The organism is Streptomyces johnsoniae (assembly GCF_031845565.1).
GTDB classification, from domain to species: domain Bacteria; phylum Actinomycetota; class Actinomycetes; order Streptomycetales; family Streptomycetaceae; genus Streptomyces; species Streptomyces johnsoniae.
In genome coordinates, this window is the sequence record NZ_JAVREV010000006.1 from 215,212 (window position 1) to 237,553 (window position 22,342).

At 71.7% G+C, this 22,342-nt stretch carries 21 protein-coding genes, 3 tRNA genes and 4 pseudogenes; 16 read left to right on the forward strand and 12 right to left on the reverse strand.

The genetic code is table 11. The annotated features are described in order from the left end of the window. Nucleotides 1-87: 87 nt before the first annotated feature. Nucleotides 88-1,296, reverse strand: coding sequence for a phospholipase D-like domain-containing protein (locus RM779_RS13070; protein WP_311617863.1), 1,209 nt, complete (start codon nt 1,294-1,296; stop codon nt 88-90). Between the two features lie 155 nt (nt 1,297-1,451). Between RM779_RS13070 and RM779_RS13075 the strand changes: the two are divergent. Next, nucleotides 1,452-1,643 (forward strand): annotated as a pseudogene (locus RM779_RS13075) (IS701 family transposase); the annotation flags it as partial. 136 nt (nt 1,644-1,779) lie between these two features. Here RM779_RS13075 and RM779_RS13080 read toward each other — a convergent pair. The 6 genes and pseudogenes from RM779_RS13080 to RM779_RS13100 form a co-directional block, all read right to left on the reverse strand. Next, nucleotides 1,780-1,905, reverse strand: a pseudogene (locus RM779_RS13080) (IS5/IS1182 family transposase); the annotation flags it as partial. Between the two features lie 252 nt (nt 1,906-2,157). Further along, a pseudogene (locus tag RM779_RS33690) lies at nt 2,158-2,295 on the reverse strand (transposase); the annotation flags it as partial. 52 nt (nt 2,296-2,347) lie between these two features. Beyond that, nucleotides 2,348-3,190: a Hint domain-containing protein gene (locus RM779_RS13085; RefSeq protein ID WP_311617864.1), complete on the reverse strand. Its 843-nt coding sequence runs from the start codon at nt 3,188-3,190 to the stop codon at nt 2,348-2,350. 18 nt (nt 3,191-3,208) lie between these two features. After that, a complete protein-coding gene (locus RM779_RS13090; protein ID WP_311617865.1) occupies nt 3,209-3,499 on the reverse strand; it encodes an SAM domain-containing protein in 291 nt (96 codons plus the stop codon). Beyond that, nucleotides 3,496-3,999, reverse strand: a complete 504-nt coding sequence (locus tag RM779_RS13095; protein WP_311617866.1) for a hypothetical protein — start codon at nt 3,997-3,999, stop codon at nt 3,496-3,498. Before RM779_RS13095 ends, RM779_RS13090 begins: the two co-directional genes overlap by 4 nt. 132 nt (nt 4,000-4,131) lie before the next feature. Next, nucleotides 4,132-5,487 (reverse strand): hypothetical protein, encoded by a 1,356-nt coding sequence (locus RM779_RS13100; protein ID WP_311617867.1) that lies wholly within the window; start codon nt 5,485-5,487, stop codon nt 4,132-4,134. Between the two features lie 245 nt (nt 5,488-5,732). Here RM779_RS13100 and RM779_RS13105 point away from each other — a divergent pair, with 245 nt between their 5' ends. From RM779_RS13105 to RM779_RS13115, 3 genes and pseudogenes are all read left to right on the forward strand, one after another. Next, complete coding sequence (locus RM779_RS13105) at nt 5,733-6,599, forward strand: hypothetical protein (RefSeq protein WP_311617868.1); 867 nt, start codon at nt 5,733-5,735, stop codon at nt 6,597-6,599. Between the two features lie 94 nt (nt 6,600-6,693). Beyond that, nucleotides 6,694-8,234, forward strand: a pseudogene (locus tag RM779_RS13110) (ISL3 family transposase). Between the two features lie 44 nt (nt 8,235-8,278). Next, on the forward strand, nt 8,279-8,587 hold the full coding sequence (locus RM779_RS13115; RefSeq protein WP_311617869.1) for a hypothetical protein: 309 nt from the start codon (nt 8,279-8,281) through the stop codon (nt 8,585-8,587). 166 nt (nt 8,588-8,753) lie between these two features. Here the strand turns inward: RM779_RS13115 and RM779_RS13120 are convergent, their stop codons facing one another. The 3 genes from RM779_RS13120 to RM779_RS13130 all read right to left on the reverse strand — a co-directional run bounded on the left by RM779_RS13120 (nt 8,754) and on the right by RM779_RS13130 (nt 12,801). Beyond that, a complete protein-coding gene (locus RM779_RS13120) occupies nt 8,754-9,413 on the reverse strand; it encodes an NAD(P)H-binding protein (RefSeq protein WP_311617870.1) in 660 nt (219 codons plus the stop codon). Nucleotides 9,414-9,473: 60 nt separating this feature from the next. Continuing rightward, entirely contained in the window at nt 9,474-11,447 is a 1,974-nt protein-coding gene (locus RM779_RS13125) for a sialidase family protein (protein ID WP_311617871.1), read from the reverse strand. A gap of 133 nt (nt 11,448-11,580) precedes the next feature. Next, entirely contained in the window at nt 11,581-12,801 is a 1,221-nt protein-coding gene (locus RM779_RS13130; protein WP_311617872.1) for an amidohydrolase family protein, read from the reverse strand. Nucleotides 12,802-12,951: 150 nt separating this feature from the next. Between RM779_RS13130 and RM779_RS13135 the strand changes: the two genes are divergently transcribed. From RM779_RS13135 to RM779_RS13170, 8 genes are all read left to right on the forward strand, one after another. Next, nucleotides 12,952-13,024: transfer RNA gene (locus RM779_RS13135), tRNA-Thr, on the forward strand. A gap of 46 nt (nt 13,025-13,070) precedes the next feature. Continuing rightward, a tRNA-Met gene (locus tag RM779_RS13140) sits at nt 13,071-13,143 on the forward strand. Nucleotides 13,144-13,237: 94 nt separating this feature from the next. Further along, nucleotides 13,238-13,402 (forward strand): 50S ribosomal protein L33, encoded by a 165-nt coding sequence (rpmG, locus tag RM779_RS13145; protein WP_077059582.1) that lies wholly within the window; start codon nt 13,238-13,240, stop codon nt 13,400-13,402. Nucleotides 13,403-13,507: 105 nt separating this feature from the next. Further along, a complete protein-coding gene (locus RM779_RS13150) occupies nt 13,508-13,984 on the forward strand; it encodes a MaoC family dehydratase N-terminal domain-containing protein (RefSeq protein WP_311617873.1) in 477 nt (158 codons plus the stop codon). Further along, nucleotides 13,981-14,415 (forward strand): MaoC family dehydratase, encoded by a 435-nt coding sequence (locus RM779_RS13155; protein ID WP_311617874.1) that lies wholly within the window; start codon nt 13,981-13,983, stop codon nt 14,413-14,415. The genes RM779_RS13150 and RM779_RS13155 overlap by 4 nt, the downstream gene beginning before the upstream one ends. Nucleotides 14,416-14,481: 66 nt before the next feature. After that, nucleotides 14,482-15,078: a TetR/AcrR family transcriptional regulator gene (locus RM779_RS13160; protein ID WP_311618012.1), complete on the forward strand. Its 597-nt coding sequence runs from the start codon at nt 14,482-14,484 to the stop codon at nt 15,076-15,078. Nucleotides 15,079-15,166: 88 nt separating this feature from the next. Next, complete coding sequence (locus RM779_RS13165; RefSeq protein WP_311617875.1) at nt 15,167-16,630, forward strand: DHA2 family efflux MFS transporter permease subunit; 1,464 nt, start codon at nt 15,167-15,169, stop codon at nt 16,628-16,630. A 94-nt stretch (nt 16,631-16,724) separates the two neighbouring features. After that, complete coding sequence (locus RM779_RS13170) at nt 16,725-17,780, forward strand: UDP-N-acetylmuramate dehydrogenase (RefSeq protein ID WP_311617876.1); 1,056 nt, start codon at nt 16,725-16,727, stop codon at nt 17,778-17,780. Between the two features lie 15 nt (nt 17,781-17,795). Here RM779_RS13170 and RM779_RS13175 read toward each other — a convergent pair whose 3' ends face one another. Both RM779_RS13175 and RM779_RS13180 read right to left on the reverse strand, forming a co-directional pair. Next, nucleotides 17,796-18,824 (reverse strand): adenosine deaminase, encoded by a 1,029-nt coding sequence (locus RM779_RS13175; RefSeq protein ID WP_311617877.1) that lies wholly within the window; start codon nt 18,822-18,824, stop codon nt 17,796-17,798. Nucleotides 18,825-18,936: 112 nt separating this feature from the next. After that, nucleotides 18,937-20,166: a pyridoxal phosphate-dependent aminotransferase gene (locus RM779_RS13180; protein ID WP_077059575.1), complete on the reverse strand. Its 1,230-nt coding sequence runs from the start codon at nt 20,164-20,166 to the stop codon at nt 18,937-18,939. Nucleotides 20,167-20,367: 201 nt separating this feature from the next. Between RM779_RS13180 and RM779_RS13185 the strand changes: the two genes are divergently transcribed. From RM779_RS13185 to RM779_RS13200, 4 genes are all read left to right on the forward strand, one after another. Next, nucleotides 20,368-20,440 (forward strand) — tRNA-Trp (locus RM779_RS13185). 78 nt (nt 20,441-20,518) lie between these two features. Next, a complete protein-coding gene (secE, locus tag RM779_RS13190) occupies nt 20,519-20,788 on the forward strand; it encodes a preprotein translocase subunit SecE (RefSeq protein ID WP_311618013.1) in 270 nt (89 codons plus the stop codon). 41 nt (nt 20,789-20,829) lie between these two features. Then, nucleotides 20,830-21,639 carry a transcription termination/antitermination protein NusG gene (gene nusG / locus RM779_RS13195; RefSeq protein ID WP_311617878.1) on the forward strand — a complete coding sequence of 270 codons (810 nt, stop codon included), beginning with the start codon at nt 20,830-20,832 and terminating at the stop codon, nt 21,637-21,639. Nucleotides 21,640-21,743: 104 nt separating this feature from the next. Further along, a complete protein-coding gene (locus tag RM779_RS13200) occupies nt 21,744-22,244 on the forward strand; it encodes a GNAT family N-acetyltransferase (protein WP_311617879.1) in 501 nt (166 codons plus the stop codon). Nucleotides 22,245-22,342 lie beyond the last annotated feature (98 nt).

Consider the following 22,342-nt stretch of genomic DNA (forward strand, 5'->3'; position numbering starts at 1 on the left):
AGGCGGCCGGGTACTTCTCGCGCCCCGCGCCGGGTACGGCGGCCGGGGTCGTTCCGTCCCCGCGCGCGGCGTGCCACTCCTCGGCGGTCAGGCGCGGCAGGCGGCTCGCAGATCGTAGAACCAGGACAGATAGGTGTCGTGGACCTCTCGTCCCATGATGCGCAGTTGCGAGTCGTCGGAGTTTTCCAGGTGCGTGAAGTTGGCGCTGCCGGTGTAGACCCGCGGGACGATGTCGTCGTCGTAGTGGCCGTCGGTCATCATCACCTTCGCGTGCGGACGCACCTCGTGTCCGGCGGCCACGTCGTGGGTGCACGGGGTGAGCTGGAGCGTTTTGCCGTTGGCCGCGGTGTTGTCCAGCGTGCTCAGCACGGTCGGTTCGATGCCGTTCGTCGCGTAGACGACATCGATCCAGCAGTTCTCGCCGCGCAGCCGGATCAGCTCCTCGGCGATGGCCCTGCGGTGCTGGGTGAAGGCGGAGACGACCAGCCGGATGTCGGTCTGCCGGGCGACGCCCGCCTCATCCCGATAGGAGCACTCGACGTTCCGCAGGACGTTCACCATCGGGTCGCCCGTGCCCTGGGCACGCGGGTAGAAGTGCGCCCGGTACGTCGAGCCGGTCGGGGTGGTCCAGAAGTAGTCGGGGGCAACGTCCCGCTTCCGGCCGGCGTTCAGATCGGCGAAGTGCCTTCGGTAGCCGTCGTAGACGGTGGCGTCGCTCAGTGTGAAGGCTTCGTTGTAGGAGTTGAAGAGGTACCAGTCCGTCAGGTTGGACGAGCTCTGGAAGACGACGTCCCGGTGGGTCGCACCGTTGGCGAGGACCACCCGGGAGAAGAGAGCGAATTTCTCGTGCGAGTAGTTCCGCCCGATGCAGCCGCGGTCGGTGCCGCACTGCACGACCCAGGAACCGGCGGAGTCGCTGTGCCCGAGGGCGCTGTCCAGCCGCTCGTGCACCGGGTCGTTCTTGTCCGTGCTGTCCAGGATGATCCGTACGTCGACGCCTCGGTCGTGCGCGGCGAGCAGGCTGTCCACCACCTGCCGCGGGACGCCGCTCGCCCCGTCGGTGAACTCGAACATGGCGAACTCGATCCGTTCGTTGGCCGGAGTCGCCCGGATCAGGCCGATCAGCTGATCGAAGACGGCCCGCTGGGCCGCGGTCGGTGTGCCGGACGAGGGGCCCGCGGCCGGGTCGTTGAATACCGCCCCGTTCATCACCGGCTCGGCCGCGGCCGGACGGGGTTCGGCCGCGGCGGCGGGCGCCCACGGCAGCAGCAGCACGGCCAGGCAAGCGCCCACCACGCGTAACGGCGAGCGGAGCGAACGAGAGTGTGACGGACGCATGGTTCCTCCCCGGGGCCGACAATGCCGCCGGGAAAGTACTGCGAACACCCACCACGCGCAATGCCGTGCGTCGGCTCCGGACTGTCAGCTGCCGCGTGGGCACCTGGAACGACGACCTCGTGCGCTGGGCGAAGACGCGCCGGCGCGTCGAGCACGACTACCGCGAACTCCAACACGGCCTGGGCCTGGACCACTTCGAAGGCCGCACCTGGCGCGGCTGGCACCACCACGTCACCCTCGTCACCGCCGCCCAGGCCTTCCTCACCCTGCGACGGCTCCACCCAAAAGCACCCACGCTGGCCTGACCCTCGACCAGATCCTGGACACACTCCAAGTCCTGAAGTGCCGGACCGGTACCTGCACCACCTGCGGCCGACCCCTACCCCGCAACAGAACCAGACACAGAACCTAACGAAGCACTACTAGGGCGTTTCCTTCGGATCATCTCGCTGACCAGATGAAGATGGCGGCGAGGTGGAGTCCGGCGAGGTAGACGGTGGCGGTCTTGTCGTAGCGGGTGGCTGGACCGCGCCATTGCTTGAGCTTGTTGATGCACCGCTCGACGCTGGTCAGCCCGCCGCGGGAGCGTCCGAGGGCATGGTCGTCCGGCTCGCCGGCCGGGCCCCTTTTGATGGGCTCCGGCGGCGTGCTGGCGGGCCCGGACGATGGTGGAGTCGACCGCGACGACCCAGTCGAGGTCGCCTTCCGCGTCGGCCTGGGCGAGCAGGGCGGTGAAGACCTTTTCCCACGTGCCGTCGGCGGCCCACTTCCGCAGCCGGTTGTGAGCCCCCTTCCACGACCCGAAGCGCTCGGACAGGTCCACGGCGTCCCGGTACGGTACTTGAACGCGATCGCGTCGATCACCTGCCGATGATCGCGCCACCGCCCTCCCCGCTTCGGAGTTCGGTCCGGCAGCAACGGCTCAATCCGCGCCCACTGGACATCAGTCAACGACACACCCAGACCAACGATCAGATGATCCGAAGAAAACGCCCTGGTGCGGGCCGACTCAACTACAGGCGTTCGGCGGAACGGTGACCCGGGTGGCTTCGGCCGGGATGAAGGTGTTGCCGAGGCTGTCGTCGGCGACGTCCGCGCTGCTGACCTTGATGGGCGAGTTGTCGGTGAAGCCGGCGGGCAGCTCCGGCGCCTGCAAACTCGCCGGCCCGTAACGGCTCACGTACTCCGCCGAACCGACCACAGGCAGAGCCTCGTTCGCCGCCGCCCGGAAACCCGCCACGTCCGAGGAATGCGCGGTGAGCTGCACCAGATAGTCCGCACTCACCACCCCGTTCGTATTCAACAGATGCCCCTCCAGATCCTCCCCCACCGGCTCCTTCGACGACGCGGCGACATGATGGAAACCCGCCAGGTAGTCACCGATATGCACCCCCTTCACCGCCACCGGCTCCCCCTCCGGAGACACCAGGAAATCCTCCGTCGTCAGCCGGTCCGCCCGCTTCAGTACCCGCTCCTCACCAGCCAGCAGAAACAGATGATCACTCGTGACCGCGATCGCGGTATCCGCATACCGCACCAGCACCGTGTACTTCTGACGCGAAACCCCCGTCGTCCCACCACTGAACACCACCGGCCGCGGCCGCCACCGCAAAGCCGTCCCCGCCGCCATCACCGCGTCGCCCCTCACGAACGTCTCGATCGCCTTGAACGAACCCCCGCCCTCCTGCACCATCGTCCCGAACGCCAGACACGAACAGGAGCAATAACAGACGCCGTGCGCATCACGGGTGAGGATGGGGTGATTCACCGGCCACGAGATGTCGATGCACACCTGATAGATCTCTTCGTCGTAGAGCCTGCAATGCGCCTGCTCGCATTCCCGCAACGCCATGCCGATGCCCGCCTCTCCTCAGATTCCGTTGGTGGTGGTGTCCCGGATCAGGAAGCGCCGCCCGCTCGTGCGCGCCTGCGGGCCGGCGTCGTACTCGCTGACGACACCCGTCGCCCGCAGGCCCTCCACGGTCAGGCGCGCGACCGCCTCGAAATCGGCAAGACCGGCCTGTGGCCAGGCGACCCCGGACACCGTGGCGACGAGGATGCCGGAACGGTCGTGAAGGTCGAAACAAAAGGTCGGGGGAAGGAAACTCCGGACGCCGTTGTCCGTCACGCTGACCGGCTGCTCCACCGCCTCGTCGGTCATTCCGCCGCTTCCCATCGGCCGTCCGGACACCGCTCGGCCGGGAGCCACGCCTTGCGGCGGACGTCGCAACCGCACTGCCCGCAGACACTTTTCTCCTGCGCCGATCCGGCAAGCCGATAAATCCCCTTCCTGGGCGGGTAGGACAGGTGGACGCAGCTTCGGCAGGCGGCCGTCCTGGATTGGTAGACCTCCTCGGAGACCCGGCGGAAACCGGAGGCCGCCCAGCGCGCCACGGCGGCACCCGCCCGGGACAGCAGCTCCGGCGTGCCGATGTCCCGGACGACCGGCCGGGCGGAACGGTCGGCGGACGCCAGCAGGACATCCAGCAACTCCGGGTCATCCCGGCAGAGTTCGAGGTGGTGCAGAAAGAGGGGGTCCTCCGCGACGTTCGCCAGCAGCCGGGGCGTGACCCGCTCCGGGGGAATGCCCAGCGTGCTGGCGATGTCCTTCGGGTCCGCCGCGTGCGCCGGCTCCGGTGTCTCGGTCTGGGGTACTGACATGAACGGATTCCTTGGCCGGTGAGAAGTGGTCGAGTAGCGCGGCCGACGAGCGCTGTCGCCCGATCGTGGCGCCCGGCACGGCGCGGTCGGCGGGGGCCGCGGCGACGCCGTGCCGGGGCGGGTTCGCGTCGGTCAGGACGCGCAGGCCGGTTTGCCGGCGAGGCTCACCGCGGCGTGGTAAGTCGCGATGCGGCATGCGCCCTGCGGGTGGGCGCAGCCCGCCGAACCGCCGGGCGCGGTCGGGCTGTTCGGTACGCCGAAGAAAGCCGCCATTTGCGCGATACCCGGCTCGACCATCGTGAAGTAGAAATCACCGAACCAGGCTTGCCGCATGATGTTGCGGACGCCGCGGTAGTCCGCCTGCCCTTCGCAGGACAGACCGCTGGAGCCCGTCGGCTCGCCGCCGTAGTGATGTGCCAACTCGTGGGCGAGGACCACGGCGATGCCCTGGAGTTCCAGGGTGGCGTCCCGCACCAGACCGCCCTTGAGGTCGACGTGCCGGACCCCGTTCTCGACCCAGGCATAGGCGTTGACCTCGTCGCTCGCCCAGTCGAGGTGGTAGGTGACGGCCGGGTAGAACGCCCGGTGATGCTTGATGAGTGCTTCGACCCACTCCCGCGCCATGGGGTCGTTGAACCGCCGCTTCGGGGTGGCCTTCTTGGCTTCCGCCAGGTCGGGCGGCAGGAAACTGCAGGCGTGTTCGGGGATGGTGACCCGGGTGGCTTCGGCCGGGATGAAGGTGTTGCCGAGGCTGTCGTCGGCGACGTCCGCGCTGCTGACCTTGATGGGCGAGTTGTCGGTGAAGCCGGCGGGCAGCTCCGGCGCCTGCAAACTCGCCGGCCCGTAACGGCTCACGTACTCCGCCGAACCGACCACAGGCAGAGCCTCGTTCGCCGCCGCCCGGAAACCCGCCACGTCCGAGGAATGCGCGGTGAGCTGCACCAGATAGTCCGCACTCACCACCCCGTTCGTATTCAACAGATGCCCCTCCAGATCCTCCCCCACCGGCTCCTTCGACGACGCGGCGACATGATGGAAACCCGCCAGGTAGTCACCGATATGCACCCCCTTCACCGCCACCGGCTCCCCCTCCGGAGACACCAGGAAATCCTCCGTCGTCAGCCGGTCCGCCCGCTTCAGTACCCGCTCCTCACCAGCCAGCAGAAACAGATGATCACTCGTGACCGCGATCGCGGTATCCGCATACCGCACCAGCACCGTGTACTTCTGACGCGAAACCCCCGTCGTCCCACCACTGAACACCACCGGCCGCGGCCGCCACCGCAAAGCTGTCCCCGCCGCCATCACCGCGTCGCCCCTCACGAACGTCTCGATCGCCTTGAACGAACCCCCGCCCTCCTGCACCATCGTCCCGAACGCCAGACACGAACACGAGCAATAGCAAGGCCCGGTCGCGTCCCGCGTCAGCACGGGGTGATTGACCTGCCAATCCTCCATCTTGCACAGTTCGTTGATCTCCGCGTCCACCGCGCCGCAGTGGGCGGAATCGCACTGTCTCGCCACTTTCCCTCCATGGGTTTCCCGACGAATGGAACCCGAGTGTGCATCAACCACCGAAACAGGGCGGCTCGATAGGCCGGAGCAGCCGCGCCATATCAGCCCCTTGCTCCGAGAAAATGCCCCGAATGCAGTAACACCGACCGGCCCGGCGCGATCACTCCCGGCGCTCTTTCCGGATCGCCGGAAAAAGAGCGATGCAATAAGCTGATTCCATGGTCGAAAGATGCGAACCGCCGCTGTGCCTGCTCGCGGACCCGGAAGTCCAGGACGCGTGCGAACTGGAGGACTGGCCGCTGATGCTTCCGTTGCTCACACTCGACGAGCACGGTAAGCCCTGCTTCTGCCTCTGTGCGGGGCACACGGGGCTCTACGCCCTGGCCTTCGGGACTCCCGTGGCGGGGAGCGACGGGTCGTATCGACCGATCGAGTCCTGTGCGGAGGGCGAGAGCGTTCTGGGGGCGGATCAGGACCTCCGGTGGTCCCAGGCGCGGGTCGGCTACAGCAGGGGAAGTTCCGACGCGGCCCAGGAACGGCCCGCGGTCGTCATCCGCTATGGGGAAAGATCCATCACCGCCGTGGCGGAGTTCCTGTTCCTGACGTCACGCGACGGCGGGAGCAGGCGCCTGACCTGGGCCACGGAGCTGACGCCCGAGGATCAACTCGTGTCCCCGGACGGAGAAGCGGTCGCCATCGGCGGACTCCACAGCGGTACGTACCGGGGCCGCGTACATCGCATCGCCGCGACCGCCGAAAGCCCGGGGGCCACCGGGACCGGCCCCGGCACCAGGACGCTGCTCGACGTCAACGGCGTGGTCGGAGCGTCCTTCCGACCCCACGCCGCGATGCGCCGCTTCGCGCCCGCGCGCCGGCCCGACGCGCTGATCGTCGGCTCCCCCGAGTACGTCGAGCGCTACGGCCCGGCCTGCCTGCGCGCCCCCGACCTGCCCGCGCCCGCCGCGGACGGGACGCGGGTACGCGTCGCGCCGTTCACCGTCCCCGATATCCCGGCCGGGAACGACGGCGTATTCATTCCCGCCGAAGCCGCCACGACCCGGGTCCCCGACGACTCCTGCGCCTGACCCCGGGCGCCGCCTCGCCGAGCGGGTCTGTCAAACGAGCGGCTCTGTCACGTAATCGGTGGTGACGAGGGGTGGTTGGGATCGTTGACATCGCATGCAGGACGTCAACCCCCTTGTCGAGGCCGTGTTTTCCGGGCTGTCGGCGCTGGTCGTTGAGGACGTGACGGACGGCGGTGAGGTGATCCGTCTGTCGGCGCGGACTCGGGAGGAGCCGGTTCCATGTCCGGGGTGCGGGACGCCGACCGCGAGGGTGCATGGTTTCCACGGGCGCACGGTGGCGGACGTACCGGTGGACGGCCGGCGGGTGGAGGTGTCGGTGCGGGTGCGGCGGCTGGTCTGCCCGCTCCTGGGGTGCCCGCGGCAGACCCTCCGTGAGCAAGTGCCCGGCCTGCTGGAGCGCTATCAGCGCCGTACGACCCGGCTGGCCAGCCAACTTGGGGCTATCGTGAAGGAGCCAGCGGGCCGGGCGGGCGCCCGCCTCTCCTGCGTCCTCGCCCCGGCGATCTCCCGCTCGACCGCCCTGCGGATACTGACGAGGCTGCCGCTGCCCCGACTGCGGGTGCCGCGGGTGCTCGGCGTCGACGACTTCGCCCTGAAGCGGCGGCACCGCTACGCCACCATCCTCATCGATGCCGAGACCGGCGAGCGGATCGACGTCCTGCCCGGCCGCGGTGCCCACGCGCTGGAGCGATGGCTGCGCGAGCATCCCGGCGTCGAGGTCGTGTGCCGCGATGGCTCCACGTCTTACGGTGAGGCCACCCGCCGGGCCTTGCCTGACGCGCCGCAGGTCAGCGACCGCTGGCACATCTGGAAGAACCTCTGCGACAAGACCCTGGCCACCGTCCGTTCCCACAGTTCCTGCTGGGCCACGGTCAACCCCTCCCGCCCCGGCGGAGCGCACGAGCAGACCACCCGCGAACGCTGGCACGCCGTCCACGACCTGCTCGGCAAGGGCGTCGGCCTGCTCGAATGCGCCCGCCGCCTCAACCTGGCCCTCAATACCGTCAAGCGCTACGCCCGTATCCCCGAGCCCGAGGCCCTGCGCCAAGCCCCGTGCTACCGGCCCACCCTGGTCGACCCCTACCGCGACCACCTGCGCGCCCGCCGCGCCGGCGACCCGGCTGTCCCCGTCAAGCAACTGTTCCGCGAGATCAAGGAACTGGGCTACACCGGCAGCCTCAACCTCCTCTACCGCTACATCACCCAGGGCCGGGCCGGGCCGGGGGCGACCGGCCCGTGATCACCCCGCGCCGTCTCGCCCGCCTTCTCCTCACCCGCCCCGGCAACCTGCGTGAAAAGGACGCCACGCTACTGAGAGAGCTCAGCGCCGCCTGCCCGGAGATGACCACGCTCGTCCACCTGGTCCAGGAGTTCGCCAAGCTCCTCAGCCCCGCCGCCGGCAACGACACCAGGCTCACCGAGTGGAGCACAGCCGTCCGAACCGCCGGCCTTTCCCACCTGCGCGCCTTCACGAACGGCCTCGAACCCGACCGCGCCGCCGTCGACGCCGGACTCACCCTTCCCCACCACAACGGCCGCACCGAAGGCGTCAACACACGCACCAGGCGGATCATGAGACAGATGCACGGTCGAGCCGGATTCGCCCTCCTCCGCCACCGCATCCTCCTCCAGTGACCCACACACAGCGCTACCACCGATTACGTGACAGAGCCGCTCGTTTGACAGACCCGGCCGCGGACGAGGACGGCGTGCTCGTCCATCAGCAGGGGTTCCGGGGGGAGCCCGGGCAGGTGGTCCGCATCTCCGCGGACGGGCAGCGGCTCGAACCGCTCTTCAGGACGGAGCAGAACGCCTACGTGACGGCCGACAGCTTCCGGTCCTTCCACGGCGTGCAGCTCGTCCTCAGCCCGAGGGACTACTCCCTTGAGGAGGACATCGCGGCGTACGGCCCGGAGGGCGGCACGCCGGCGGACGCCTCGGAATCCTCCGGCTCCGCCGATTCCCCGGACGCCGAGGACTCGGCATAGGGAAGAGACGACGTGAGCCGGCACGCGGCCCGGCGCCGAGCGCTTCGTCCGCCGATGCCCGGCCGGGGGTTACCGGGTCGCGCGGGGCACCTTCCAGCCCCGGAGGGGCTGGGAGGTGCGACGGGGCAAACCTTGGCGGCCTCGCCCCTGCGGTGGCGCACCGGCGTCAGGCCGCGACGCGGTCGACCGCCGTGCCCACCGGGGTGTCCCCGCCGATCAGGTCCAGCGTCAGCCCGGCCGAGCCCGGCCGGTCGAGCAGCGCGGCCAGCACGGCCGCCACGTCGTCCCGGCTGATCTGCCCGCGCGGTGTCCGCTCGGCCAGGTGCACCAGACCGGTCCCCGGATCGTCGGTGAGACTCCCCGGCCGCAGAATCGTCCAGAACAGGCCCGTGCGGGCCCTGATGTCGGCGTCCGCCGCGGCTTTGGCCCGCAGGTAGGCCGCGAACACCGGGTCGGTGCCGGGCGGCGGCTCCTCGTCCGCGCCGATCGCGGAGACGACGAGGAAGCGGCGCACCCCGACCCGCTGGGCCGCGTCCGCGAAGAGCGTGGCCGCGGCCCGGTCGACCGTCTCCTTGCGGGCGGCCCCGCTGCCCGGGCCGGCGCCCGCCGCGAAGACGGCCGCGTCCGCGCCCGCGAGGTGCCGGCCGACCTCCTCGGCGGTCGCCGACTCCAGATCGCAGACGACCGGCTCGGCCCCCGCGGCGAGCAACGCCCCGGCCTGCGCCGGATTTCTGATCAGCCCGGCCACCTGGTCCCCGCGGCCCGCGAGGAGCCGTTCGAGCCGGCGGGCGATCTTGCCGTGTCCTCCTGCAATGACAGTACGCATGCCCCGACCGTACGCCCCGGCCCCGCCGCGGACGCGTGCGGCGGGGCCGGGGCGAGGGGCTCAGGCGCCGCCCGCGCCGCCCGCGCCGATCTCGTCGAGGGGGAGCCGGGTGACGGCGTTCCCGCCCCCGGGCTCCGCGTTCGACTCCCGGAGCGCGGCCAGTTCCGCGGCGGTCAGCGCCCGGTCGTACACCCGCACCTCGTCCAGCGCGCCGACCAGCCGCAGCCGGTCGTCGGGGCGCTGCCCGAGGTGCACGCCGAACGTCGAGGTCCGGCTCACGGTGCCGGGCGCCTCCGGCACGGACACCGCGGCGCCGCCGTCGACGGACAGGGACAGCCGCCCGCCCGCGCGCGTCAGCGCCAGGTGGTGCCACTCCCCGTCGTTGAACGCGCCGTCCGTCACCACCTCCGCGCCGGCCGGCGCGGCAGCGCCCTCGACCGCGGTCATCAAGGCCCGGACCCGGCCGTTCCCCGGCTCCCCGCGCACCCACACCTGCGGGGCCCGGCCGCCGACGCCGCCCATCCACAGGAACGGGTGCTCGCCCGTGCCTGCGGAGTACCGGAACCACAGGCTGACGGTGAAGTCCCCGGCGCCGAGCCGCAGTTCCTCGCGGAACGGCAGCCGCACCCCGTCGCCGCCGCCGTCGAACGCCGCCCCCGAGCCGAACCGCCCCGCCACCGTTCCCACCGAGCCGGTCACCGCCGCCGGTTCCGCGCCGGGAGCCAGATCGGGCGTCGAGGGGCCGGGGCCTGCCCGCGGGCCGAGCCAGTCCTCGGTGAAGCGGGCGAATCTGATCTCGTCGCGCGCGTCCACGGGCCCCGCCTCGTACATCAGGCCCACCGTGCCGGTGCCGCCCGGGATCAGGACCATGTCGGAGTAGCCGGACCAGTCGGTGGTCACCACGGCGCCGCGGTCCGCGGCGTCGAACGTGACGCCGCCGTCCCACGAGGAGCGGATCATCAGGGTGCGCCGCCGGTCCGGGTCGGCGGGCGCGGCCAGCAGCAGCCGGTCGTCACCGAGGCGCAGCAGCGAACCCTGCACCTGCGGCGTGTAGAGGTCGGGCTGGGTAACGAACGGCGCCGCGAAGCTCTCGCCGCCGTCGTGGCTGACCGCGTAGTTGCGGTGGCCGAGGTCCGTGCCGTCCTGCTCGCGGCTGTTGACGTACACCGTGCCGCCGGGCAGTTCCGCCAGGGCCATCTCGGACGGCTTCTGGCGGAACGTGCCGTCCGCCGCGATCGGCCAGGTGTCCACGGCGCCCAGCTGCCAGTTCTCGCCGCCGTCGTCGCTGTAGGCGAGGGCCCCGTGGTTGTGGGTGACGCGGCCGCCCGCGTAGGTCTCCGCGTTGACCGAGATCACCAGCCGCCCGCGGTGCCGGCCCTCGACCAGCTGAATGCCGTGCAGCGGCCCCGTCGCGTACCAGGAGTTCCAGTCGTCGGGGCGCAGCTGCTCGCGGATGTCCCGCGGCTCTGACCAGGTGGCGCCGTCGTCGTCGCTGTACTGGAGGTGGGGGATGCGTTCGCACGGGGCCGGGCAGTTGCCGCCGCCCTGGCCCGGGTTGCGGGTGGTGGCGAGGAGGATGCGGCCGGTCGTGGCGTCGACGACGGGCGCCGGGTTGCCGTGGGTGTCGCCGCCGCCCTCGGCGACGAGCTGGAGCGGCTCCCAGGAACGGCCGTTGTCGAAGGAGCGCTTGAGCACGACGTCGATGTCGCCGGCGTCGTCGCAGTTGTCCCTGCGGCCCTCGGCGAACGCGAGCAGCGTGCCCTCCGTCGTGCTGACCACCGCGGGGATGCGGAAGCAGGCGTAGCCCTCCTCCAGGTCGGCCCGGAAGATCACCTCCTCCTCGAACGCGGCGGCCCCCTGCGGCGGTCCGGCCGCCGCGGCGGGCTCGTCCGCGGCGGCGGCGCCGTGCGGGAGCAGGGGCACGAGCAGGAACAGCGCACAGGCCGCGGCGGCACCGGCCGCGCGGTGGCGCCACGTTCCGCCCCGGATGCTGCGCCGTCGTCGGGTCCGTTGCTGGCATGGCGGTGGGGCCATCGTCGGCACGCCTTTCGGTGGGGGTGGGACGTCGTACGTCCCATATCCTCGGCAGTGTCCCGGAGATGCGCATTACATGACAAGAACGCGCGCGGCCCGGCGCGCCGGTGACGCCCCGTCGGCCGCCGCCGCGTCAGCCCGTTGCCTGGCGCGGCAGTTCGAGCCCGCCGGCCGGCGCCCCGCAGAACTCGCGCACCGCGCTGGTGCGCGCCACGATCCGGCCGCGGTGGATCACCAGCCGCGTGTACCCCTGCGACAGCACACCGGCCACCGAATCCCCGCGCACCGCGAGCAGTTCGGCGGGAAACCCGGCCTCGATGCGCACCTCGGGCAGCCCGAGTGCCGCCCTCGCCCGGCGGCTGACCGCGCCGTAGGCGTCGTCCGCGCCGCACTCGCGGCGCGCGGCCAGCAGGAACGCGGCCTCCAGCGGATCGCCGCGGCCGACCGGGTTGGCCGCGTCCCGCAGCGCCCCGCCGCCCGCCGCCACGGGCACCCCGGCCGCGGTGAGCAGCGCCACCGGCGTCGCCGCCGCCCCGGCGGGGCGCGCGGTGTGGGCGCAGGCGCCCTGCGGGACGCAGACGACGGCGACCCCCGCGGCGGCCAGCCGCTCGGCGGCCCGCGCCGCGAGCGGCCCGGGCAGGCGGGACAGGCCCGTGCAGGGGCCGATGGTCACGGCGGAACGGCAGGCCGCGGCCGCGGAGGCCAGCCGCGCGAGACGCGCCGGGTCCTCGCCCTCGGTGTGCAGGTCCACCGGGCGCCCGAAGGCGTCGGCCAGGCCGAGCACCGTGTCGAGATGGCCGGCCGGGTCGGGGTCGAGGTCGGGGCAGCCGCCCAGGACGTGCGCGCCCATCTCGGCGGCCTCGCGCAACCGCGCGCGGTTGTCCGCCCCCGCACGCCCGGTGAGCACCCGCGGCACGGCCACGGTGGTGAGGTCCACCAGGCCGCGCAGCGCCCGGCGCGTGCCGAGCGCCGCGTCGAGCGCCGTCAGGCCGCCCGCGCCGTCGACGCGGACGTGCGTGCGCTGCGCCGTCGCGCCGTGCCCGAGCTGGATCAGTGCGGCCTCGGTGATGCGGCGGTGCAGCGGGTGCGGGTCCTGCTCGGGCGGGGCGGTGGCATCGCCGGTGAGGGCGGTGTCGTGGTGGGCGTGCGGTTCGGCGGGCGCGGGGAGCAGCAGGTGGCCGGACAGGTCGACGTGGCCGTCGGCCGCGGACCCGGAGGCGGACCCGGCCGCGGACCCGGAGGCGGAAAGGCTGCCGGGGGTGCCGACGGCCTCGATGCGGCCGTGGCGGAGCCGGACGTCGACGGTCCGCCCGTCCGCGAGCCGCGGTCCGCTGAGTACGAGGCGCTCTGGCATCGGAAGCGAGCGTAAGGGGCGGGTGGGGCGGGGGAGGGGAAGGGTGGAATAGTCGTACCGCTGTGGCCCTGCTCGGGGCGCTCCGGCCGGTTGTCCCTGCCTATTCGGATTTCGCCTTGCGGGCCTGAGCGTGTAATCTCTTGAGCGCTCGCCCCAATAGCTCAGTCGGCAGAGCGTCTCCATGGTAAGGAGAAGGTCAACGGTTCGATTCCGTTTTGGGGCTCTGAGGTGTGTGGTCCCCTGCTGTGACAGGGGGGCGCGCATCTCATGGCGGCGTAGCTCAGTCGGTAGAGCAAACGGCTCATAATCGTTGTGTCACCGGTTCAAGTCCGGTCGCCGCTACGCACAGTAGCCGATTGCGGGGTCGGTCCTCCGATCGGCTACTCTCTCTGTGTTTGACCGTGTTTGACCCGTCCATCCGTCAAGGAGCACTCACGTGGCTGCCACCGACGTCCGCCCGAAGATCACGCTGGCCTGCGTGGAGTGCAAGGAGCGGAACTACATCACCAGGAAGAACCGGCGGAATGACCCGGACCGTCTGGAGATGAAGAAGCACTGCCCGCGCTGCAACGCGCACACCGCACACCGCGAGACCCGCTGACCGCGAGGGACCATCCTGATTGCCGAGTGAGGCCGCTCCCGTGCCGGGGGCGGCCTTCTCGCGTCATGCCGGCCCTCCCACCGCCGTTCCCGAGGAAGTCTGACGATGGCACTCGACCAGTCGTTCGCCGGGCGGAGCTACCCGCCGACCGAGCCCTACGAGGTGGGGCGGGAGAAGATCCGCGAGTTCGCCGAGGCGATCGGCGACGCCAATCCCGCCTACACCGACCCGGCGGCGGCCCGGCGGCTCGGCCACCCGGACGTGATCGCGCCGCCCACGTTCGTCTTCGCGATCACCTACCGGGCGGCCGAGCAGGTCATCCGCGATCCCGGCCTCGGCCTCGACTACAGCCGGGTGGTGCACGGCGACCAGCGTTTCGCCTACACGCGCCCGGTGCACGCCGGTGACCGCCTGGCGGTGACCTCCACCATCGAGTCGGTGCGGTCGATGGCGGGGAACGAGATCGTCGACGTGCGCGGCGAGGTGCACGACGAGAAGGGCGAGCACGTGGTGACGGCGTTCACCAAGCTGGTCGCGCGCAAGCAGGAGCCCGCCACGGGCAGCGAGGGGGACGCACGGTGACCGCGGGAATCGCCTATGCGGACGTCGAGGTGGGCACCGAGTTGCCCGCCGCCTCCTTTCCGGTCACCCGCGCGACGCTGGTGCGGTACGCGGGCGCCTCGGGCGACTTCAACCCGATCCACTGGAACGAGCGGTTCGCCAGGGAGGTCGGCCTGCCGGACGTCATCGCGCACGGCATGTTCACGATGGCCGAGGCGGTCCGGGTGGTCACCGACTGGGCGGGGGACCCGGCCGCGGTGGTGGAGTACGGGGTCAGGTTCACCAAGCCGGTCGTCGTGCCGGACGACGACACCGGCGCGCTGATCGAGGTCACCGGCAAGGTGGCCGCCAGGCTCGACGACGAGGCCCGCACGGTCCGGGTCGACCTCACGGCGCGCAGCGCCGGGCAGAAGGTTCTGGGCATGGCGCGCGCAATCGTCCGGCTGGCCTGAGACCCGGGCTTGACGTTGGTAGTGATTGACCACTAACTTTTACGCGTGGCCAGGGAAAGCAGCCGGATGTCCGCCGACGAGCGGCGCGAGAGCGTCATTCGTGCGGCCATCACCGAGTTCGCCCGCGGCGGGTACGCGGGCACGTCGACGGCCGCTATCGCCCGCCGCGTCGGGGTGTCGCAGCCGTATCTCTTCCGGCTGTTCCCCGACAAGCGGGAGATCTTCCTGGCCGCGGCCCGCCGGGGAACCGACGAGATCCGCCTGACCTTCGAGCGGGTGGCCGAGGGCCTCGACCCCACGGCCGCGCGGCACGAGATGAGCGCCGCCTACACGGAGCTGATCGCCGACCGCGACAAGCTGCTCTTCCAACTCCAGATGTACGTCGCCGTGGAGAACGCGGAGGCCGAGGGCGACACCGAGTTCGGCGAGCGCGTCCGCGCGGCCTGGGTCGACCTGTGGGATTCCGTGCGCCTGCTCCTGGGCGCGGACGACGATGACGCCGGGGAGTTCGTCGGTACCGGCATGCTCATCAACGTCCTGCTGGCCATGGGGTTCCCCTCGGGGCACCGGGTCTGGGCGGCCTGCGACATCTTCGCCAAGGACGACCCCCACGCCAAGGGCGGCGTCTCCGTCGAGGACGCCCTCCACGCCAAGGGCGGCTGAGCGCCGCCGCGTCCGTTCTCCGTGCCCTTCGGGGCATCCGTGTGACCCAAAAAGTTATTGATCAATCACTATCTTCCCGGGAGGGGCCATGCAGGACACCGCATCACCGCCCACCAAGGCCGGGCGCGGGCCCGTCGTCTGGACACTGCTCGTCACCAGCCTCGCCACCTTCATGGCGGCCCTGGACAACCTCGTCGTCACCACCGCACTGCCCGTCATCCGCGACGATCTCGGCGGCGGCCTCGCCGACCTGGAATGGATCGTCAACGGCTACACCCTGCCGTTCGCCTGCCTGCTGCTCCTCGGCGCCGCACTCGGCGACCGCTTCGGCCGCCGCCGCGTCTTCGGCTGGGGCGTGCTGCTGTTCACCCTCGCCTCGGCCGCCGCCGCCGTGGCCGGCAGCACCGGCGCGCTGATCGCCGCCCGGGCTGCCCAGGGCGCGGGCGCCGCCGTCCTGCTGCCGCTCAGCCTCACCCTGATCTCCGCCGCCGTCCCGCCGGAACGGCGCGGCACCGCGTTCGGCATCTGGGGCGCCGTCAACGGCCTTGCCGTCGCCAGCGGCCCGCTCGTCGGCGGCGCCATCACCGAACACATCTCCTGGCAATGGATCTTCTGGCTGAACGTGCCGATCGGCCTCGCGCTGCTGCCGCTGGTCCGCTACCGCCTCGCCGAGAGCCGCGGGGCCAACGACCGCCTCGACCTCGTCGGCACCGCGCTCGCCAGCGCCGGCCTCTTCGGCGTCGTCCTGTCGATCGTCCGCGGCCACGAGCACGGCTGGACCTCGGGCCCGGTACTCGCCGGATTCATCCTCGGCGGCCTGCTGCTCATCGCGTTCGTCCGGTGGGAAATGCACACGGATCACCCCATGCTGCCCATGCGCTTCTTCCGCTCCCGCACCTTCGCCGCCGTCAACGCGGCGAGCCTGCTGATGTACGCGGGCATGTTCGGGTCGATCTTCCTGCTCACCCAGTTCTTCCAGCTCATCCAGGGCTACTCGCCGCTGGACGCGGGCCTGCGGATGCTGCCCTGGACCGCCATGCCCATGCTCGTCGCGCCGATCGCGGGCGCCCTGACCGACCGCATAGGCGGCCGTTCCATCGTCGCCTCAGGACTCGCGCTCATGGCCGCGGGCATCGCCTGGCTCGCGCTCCTCGCCGACCCTGGCGTCGACTACACCAGCCAGATCCCCGCGTTCATCCTGTGCGGCATCGGCATGGCCATGTTCTTCGCGCCGACCGGTGCCATGGTCATGGGCGCCGTGCCGCCCACCGAACAGGGCATCGCCTCCGGCGTCAACAACGCGCTGCGCGAGGTCGGCGGCGCCCTCGGCATCGCCCTGCTCGCCTCCGTCTTCGCCGCCAGGGGCGGCTACGCCTCCCCGCAGGCGTTCACCGACGGGCTCGTCCCCGCGCTGTGGGTGGCCGTCGCCGCCCTGCTCGCCGCGACCGCCGCCGTGCTGTTCGTCCCCACCCGCGCCAGGCCCGCCGCCCCGGCCGCGCCGCCCGCCGCGCCGCGGGACCGCGCGCCCGAGGCGGCGCCGGCCGGGCGGTGAGCCGGACGCCACGCGGAACGCTCCCGGGCGGACGCCACCCGCGCCCGCCCGGGAACGTTCGTGCCCCGGCCGCGCCCCGGCCTATCCTGGCGAGGTGCACGTGATCGAGAACGCCCCGCTCGCCCCGTTGACCACGCTGCGGCTCGGCGGCCCCGCGGAGCGGCTGGTCACCGCGGCCACCGACGAAGAGGTGATCGCGGCCGTCCGCGAGGCGGACGACGCGGGCACCCCGCTGCTGATCGTCGGCGGCGGCAGCAATCTGGTCGTCGCCGACGACGGATTCCCCGGCACCGCGCTGCGCATCGCCACCACCGGCTTCCGCCTGGACGGCCCCCTGCTCGAACTGGCCGCGGGCGAGACCTGGTCGGACGCCGTCACCCGCACCGTCGACGCCGGGCTCGCGGGCATCGAGTGCCTGGCCGGCATCCCCGGCTCCGCGGGCGCCACCCCCATCCAGAACGTCGGCGCCTACGGCCAGGAGGTCTCCTCGGTCCTCACCGAGGTCGTCGCCTGGGACCGCGCCGACCGCACCGTGTGCACCATCCCGGCCGGGGAGTGCGGTTTCGCCTACCGGCACAGCCGGTTCAAGGCCGACCCCGGCCGCTTCGTCGTACTGCGCGTCCGCTTCCGCCTCCAGGACGCCGCCGGCCTCTCCGCCCCCCTCGGATACGCCGAGGTCGCCCGGCTGCTCGGCGCCGAGCCGGGCGGCCGCGTCCCCGTCGCCGCCGCCCGCGACGCCGTCCTGAAGCTGCGCACCGGCAAGGGCATGGTCCTCGACCCGGAGGACCACGACACCTGGTCCGCCGGATCGTTCTTCACCAACCCCGTGCTCGACGACGCCGAGTTCGCCGCCTTCCTGGCAGCCGTCGCCCGTCGGCTCGGCCCCGGGGTCGTGCCGCCCTCCTACCCCGCGGGCGAGGGCCGCACCAAGACCTCCGCCGCCTGGCTCATCGACCGCGCCGGATTCACCAAGGGCTACGGCAGCGGCCCGGCGCGCATCTCCGGCAAGCACACCCTGGCCCTCACCAACCGCGGCCACGCCCGCACCGCCGACCTGCTGACCCTGGCCCGCGAGGTGCGCGACGGCGTGCGCGAGGCGTTCGGCGTGACCCTCGTCAACGAGCCGGTCACCGTGAACGTCACTCTGTAGCGGGACTGGCCGCGGTCACAGCGCCAGCCACGCGTCGATGTCCGCCAGGATCTTTTCCCGCACGTCCCGCGGCGCCGCCGAGGCCAGCACCGACTGGCGCGCGAGCCCGGCCAGCTCCGCGTCGGTGAACCCGTGGTGCTCGCGGGCGATCTCGTACTGCGCCGCCAGCCGCGAGCCGAACAGCAGCGGGTCGTCCGCGCCGAGCGCCATCGGCACCCCCGCCGACCACAGCGCGCGCAGCGGCACATCCGCGAACGAGTCGTAGACGCCGAGCGCCACGTTCGACGCCGGGCACACCTCGCACGTCACCTGCGCCTCGGCCAGCCGCGCCAGCAGCCGCGGGTCCTCGGCGGCCCGCACGCCGTGGCCGATCCTGGCCGCCCGCAGATCGTCCAGGCAGTCCCGCACGCTCGAAGGACCGGACAACTCCCCGCCGTGCGGCACCGCCAGCAGCCCGCCCTCCCGGGCGATCGCGAACGCCCGGTCGAAGTCCCGCGCGAATCCGCGGCGTTCGTCATTGGACAGGCCGAAGCCCACGATGCCGCGGTCCCGGTGGCGGACGGCGAGGCGGGCCAGCGTCCTGGCGTCGAGCGGGTGCCTGATCCGGCTCGCCGCGACCAGCAGCCGCATGCCGAGGCCGGTCTCGCGCGACGTCGTCTCCACGGCGTCCAGGATGATTTCGAGCGCGGGCGTCAACCCGCCGAGCCGCGGCGCGTAGGAGGTCGGGTCCACCTGGATCTCCAACCAGCGGGAGCCGTCCCGCACATCCTCCTCCGCGGCCTCGCGCACCAGCCGCTGAATGTCCTCGGGCGTGCGCAGGCAGGAGCGGGCGATGTCGTACAGCCGCTGGAAGCGGAACCATCCACGTTCGTCCGTCGCCCGCAGCTGCGGCGGCAGCCCGCTGCTCAGCGCCTCCGGCAGGCGGACGCCGTGCCGGTCCGCGAGTTCGAGCAGCGTCGACGGCCGCATCGAGCCGGTGAAGTGCAGGTGGAGATGGGCTTTCGGCAACGCGCGGACGTCACGGACAGGGGCAACACGATCCATTCCAAGATCTTGCCGCAAACCGGCGCGTGGCCGGTAGTCGTGTACCCCGGACGTGCGCCCGCCCGAACAACCGGCGCGGGGGCCGGCCGCCGCGCCGGCCCTCGCGCCCCGGTCAGTCCGCCGCCTCGCCGAGCAGCTTCTGCAGCCGCGAGACGCCCTCCACCAGGTCGTCGTCCCCCAGCGCGTAGGACAGCCGCAGGTAGCCCGGCGTGCCGAACGCCTCGCCCGGCACGACCGCGACCTCGGCCTCCTCCAGCAGCACCCCGGCCAGCTCCAGGCTGTTGGCCGGGCGCCGGCCGCGGATCTCCTTGCCCAGCAGGCCCTTCACCGACGGGTAGGCGTAGAACGCGCCCTCCGGCTCCGGGCACTCGACGCCCTCGATGTCGTTCAGCATGCGCACGATCGTGCGACGCCGCCGGTCGAACGCCTCGCGCATCCGCTCCACGGCCGTCAGGTCCCCCGAAACCGCGGCGAGCGCCGCGGCCTGCGCCACGTTGCTCACGTTGGAGGTGGCGTGCGACTGGAGGTTGGTCGCCGCCTTGATCACGTCCTTGGGGCCGATCAGCCAGCCCACCCGCCAGCCGGTCATCGCGTACGTCTTCGCGACGCCGTTCACGACCACGCACCGGTCGGCCAGCTCCGGCACCGCCACCGGCAGCGACGTCGCGCTCGCCCCGCCGTAGACCAGGTGCTCGTAGATCTCGTCGGTCAGCACCCAAAGACCGTGCTCCGCGGCCCACCGGCCGATCTCCTCGGTCTGCTCCCGCGAGTACACCGCGCCCGTCGGGTTGGACGGCGAGACGAAGAGGAGCACCTTCGTGCGCTCGGTGCGCGCGGCCTCCAACTGGGCCACGGAGGCGCGGTAGCCGGTCGTCTCGTCCGTGACCACCTCGACGGGAACGCCGCCGGCCAGCCGGATCGACTCGGGGTAAGTGGTCCAGTACGGAGCGGGCACGATGACCTCGTCGCCCGGGTCGAGGAGCGCGGCGAACGCCTCGTAGATCGCCTGCTTCCCGCCGTTGGTCACCAGGATCTGCGCCGGGTCCGCCGCGTACCCGGAGTCGCGCAGCGTCTTGGCCGCCAGTGCCTCCTTCAGCTCCGGCAGGCCGCCGGGCGGGGTGTAGCGGTGGAAACGGGGGGTGCGGCAGGCCGCGACGGCCGCCTCGACGATGTACTCGGGAGTGGGGAAGTCGGGCTCGCCCGCGCCGAAGCCGATCACCGGTCGCCCGGCGGCCTTCAGCGCCTTGGCCTTGGCGTCGACCGCCAACGTCGCGGACTCGGAGATGGCGCCGATCCGGGCCGAGACCCGGCGGCCGACGGGGGAGGATGATGCGGCAGTCATAGGGGCATCGTCGCAGACGGCACCCGGACGCGGCACGCGGGTTGCCGCCGGGCCGCCGCGCCGCTTGTCCCCTCCTGTCCCACTCGTCCCACCCCCCGCGGCCCCTTCCCGGCCACCGACCGTTCGACGACTGGCGTTTCAGCACGTACACTCCTCACCGATGGTGCTTGATGCGGTACGTTGTCGGGCACCACGCGGCAAAGGGTCGTAGCTCAATTGGTAGAGCACTGGTCTCCAAAACCAGCGGTTGGGGGTTCAAGTCCCTCCGGCCCTGCTACACAAAATGACAGCCGTCCGGGTGGCCGGGCGGCTTATGACCATGACCGGGATCAGGTGAGGACGAGTGGCTGGGATCACGGACTCCGTGGAGACGCCAGAGCCCCGAGAGCCCCGGGGCGAGGGCACCGGCCGTCGTGGCCGGCGCGCCAAGAGGGGGCCCCTGGGCCGCCTCGCCCTCTTCTACCGGCAGGTGATCGCGGAGCTGCGCAAGGTCGTCTGGCCTTCGCGCCGCCAGCTCACGACCTACACCACGGCGGTGATCGTTTTTGTGGTCGTCGTCATCTGCATCCTGAGCGTGCTTGACTGGGGTTTCAGCCGCGTCGTCGAGTACGTCTTCGGCTGATCTCACCACCCTCGTCCGAAAGTCAGGAAGAAGCAGCTACCGTGTCTGACCCGAATCCGTACGACGCCGCGCCCGACGCCGAGGGCGAGGACACCGCGCGCGACACCGACGGGACGGCCACCGCCGTCGACCGTCCCGAGGCCGAAGAGGCCGAGGCAGAGGCCGCTGCGGAGTCCGTTACGGAGGAGCCGGAGCAGCAGGAGGAGCCGGAGGAGCGGGAGCAGCCGGAGCCGGTCGACCCCGTCGCCCAGCTCCGCGAGGAGCTTCGGGTCCTGCCGGGCGAGTGGTATGTCGTGCACACCTACGCGGGCTACGAGAACCGTGTGAAGACCAACCTTGAGCAGCGCGCCGTCTCGCTCAACGTCGAGGACTACATCTTCCAGGTCGAGGTGCCGCAGGAAGAGGTCGTCCAGATCAAGAACGGCGACCGGCGCACCATCAAGCAGAACAAGCTGCCCAGCTACGTGCTCGTGCGCATGGACCTGACGAACGAGTCCTGGGGCGTCGTGCGCAACACCCCGGGCGTCACCGGCTTCGTGGGCAATGCCTACGACCCGTACCCGCTGACGCTGGACGAGATCGTGAAGATGCTGGCTCCCGAGGCCGAGCAGAAGGCGGCCGACCAGGCCGCGGCCGAGGGCGGCGCCCCCTCGGGCGGGCGGAAGGTCGAGGTCCAGGTCCTGGACTTCGAGGTGGGCGACTCGGTCACGGTCACCGACGGCCCGTTCGCCACGCTCCAGGCCACGATCAATGAGATCAACCCGGACTCCAAGAAGGTCAAGGGCCTGGTGGAGATCTTCGGCCGCGAGACACCGGTCGAGCTGAGCTTCGACCAGATCCAGAAGAACTAGGCGCGGAAGCACGCCGAAGGGGCCCCCGACCAGCAGGTTTCCTGCCGGGCGTGGGTCCCTTGGTGTGCTGTGGGCCGTCCGTGGGCCGGTGTTGTCAGTGGGGGATGGCAGACTCCGTAGGCGTGAGTGACCACGTGTGTTTGAGGGATGTGCAGCCGGCCGACCTGGAGGTCTTCTTCGAGCAGGAGCAGGACCAGGAGGCCGCGCGGCGGGCCAATTTTCCGCCCAGGGAGCGGGGGGCCTTCATGGCCCACTGGACGGCGAGGGTCCTGGGCGACCCCACCGTCTTCGTGCAGGCCGTCACCGTCGACGGGGAGTTGGCGGGCAATCTGGTGGCGTGGTGGGACGAGGGCCGGCGGTTCATCGGCTACTGGCTCGGTCGGCCGTACTGGGGCCGTGGCATAGGCACGCGGGCCCTGACGCTCTTCCTGGAGCGGGAGCAGGCCCGCCCGCTGTACGCCGATCCCTCCGCGGGGAACACCGGCTCGGTGCGGCTGCTGGAGAAGCATGGCTTCCGGCGCACCGGGACGGTCGCGTACGACGAGCACGAGCACATCATGTTCGTGCTCGACGAGGACCGACCCCGGCGCGGCACCCCCGGGTGAGCGCGTCCGTGAAGGCGCCAACGGACCGGGTGGCCGTGCCGTCCGCCACGGCCGGGGGCGTGGCGGACGGCTGACGGGCGTCGGGGCGCGGCGGCCGA

Bases quoted from the DNA above. Each gene is read 5' to 3' on its own strand.
- RM779_RS13150 (WP_311617873.1), top strand. From the start codon at position 13,508: ATGGCACTCGACCAGTCGTTCGCCGGGCGGAGCTACCCGCCGACCGAG.
- RM779_RS13160 (WP_311618012.1), top strand. From the start codon at position 14,482: ATGTCCGCCGACGAGCGGCGCGAGAGCGTCATTCGTGCGGCCATCACC.
- RM779_RS13090 (WP_311617865.1), bottom strand. From the start codon at position 3,499: ATGACCGACGAGGCGGTGGAGCAGCCGGTCAGCGTGACGGACAACGGC.
- RM779_RS13130 (WP_311617872.1), bottom strand. From the start codon at position 12,801: ATGCCAGAGCGCCTCGTACTCAGCGGACCGCGGCTCGCGGACGGGCGG.
- RM779_RS13180 (WP_077059575.1), bottom strand. From the start codon at position 20,166: ATGACTGCCGCATCATCCTCCCCCGTCGGCCGCCGGGTCTCGGCCCGG.
- RM779_RS13165 (WP_311617875.1), top strand. From the start codon at position 15,167: ATGCAGGACACCGCATCACCGCCCACCAAGGCCGGGCGCGGGCCCGTC.
- RM779_RS13175 (WP_311617877.1), bottom strand. From the start codon at position 18,824: ATGGATCGTGTTGCCCCTGTCCGTGACGTCCGCGCGTTGCCGAAAGCC.
- RM779_RS13125 (WP_311617871.1), bottom strand. From the start codon at position 11,447: ATGGCCCCACCGCCATGCCAGCAACGGACCCGACGACGGCGCAGCATC.
- RM779_RS13095 (WP_311617866.1), bottom strand. From the start codon at position 3,999: ATGTCAGTACCCCAGACCGAGACACCGGAGCCGGCGCACGCGGCGGAC.
- RM779_RS13085 (WP_311617864.1), bottom strand. From the start codon at position 3,190: ATGGCGTTGCGGGAATGCGAGCAGGCGCATTGCAGGCTCTACGACGAA.
- RM779_RS13200 (WP_311617879.1), top strand. From the start codon at position 21,744: ATGGCAGACTCCGTAGGCGTGAGTGACCACGTGTGTTTGAGGGATGTG.
- RM779_RS13120 (WP_311617870.1), bottom strand. From the start codon at position 9,413: ATGCGTACTGTCATTGCAGGAGGACACGGCAAGATCGCCCGCCGGCTC.
- RM779_RS13105 (WP_311617868.1), top strand. From the start codon at position 5,733: ATGGTCGAAAGATGCGAACCGCCGCTGTGCCTGCTCGCGGACCCGGAA.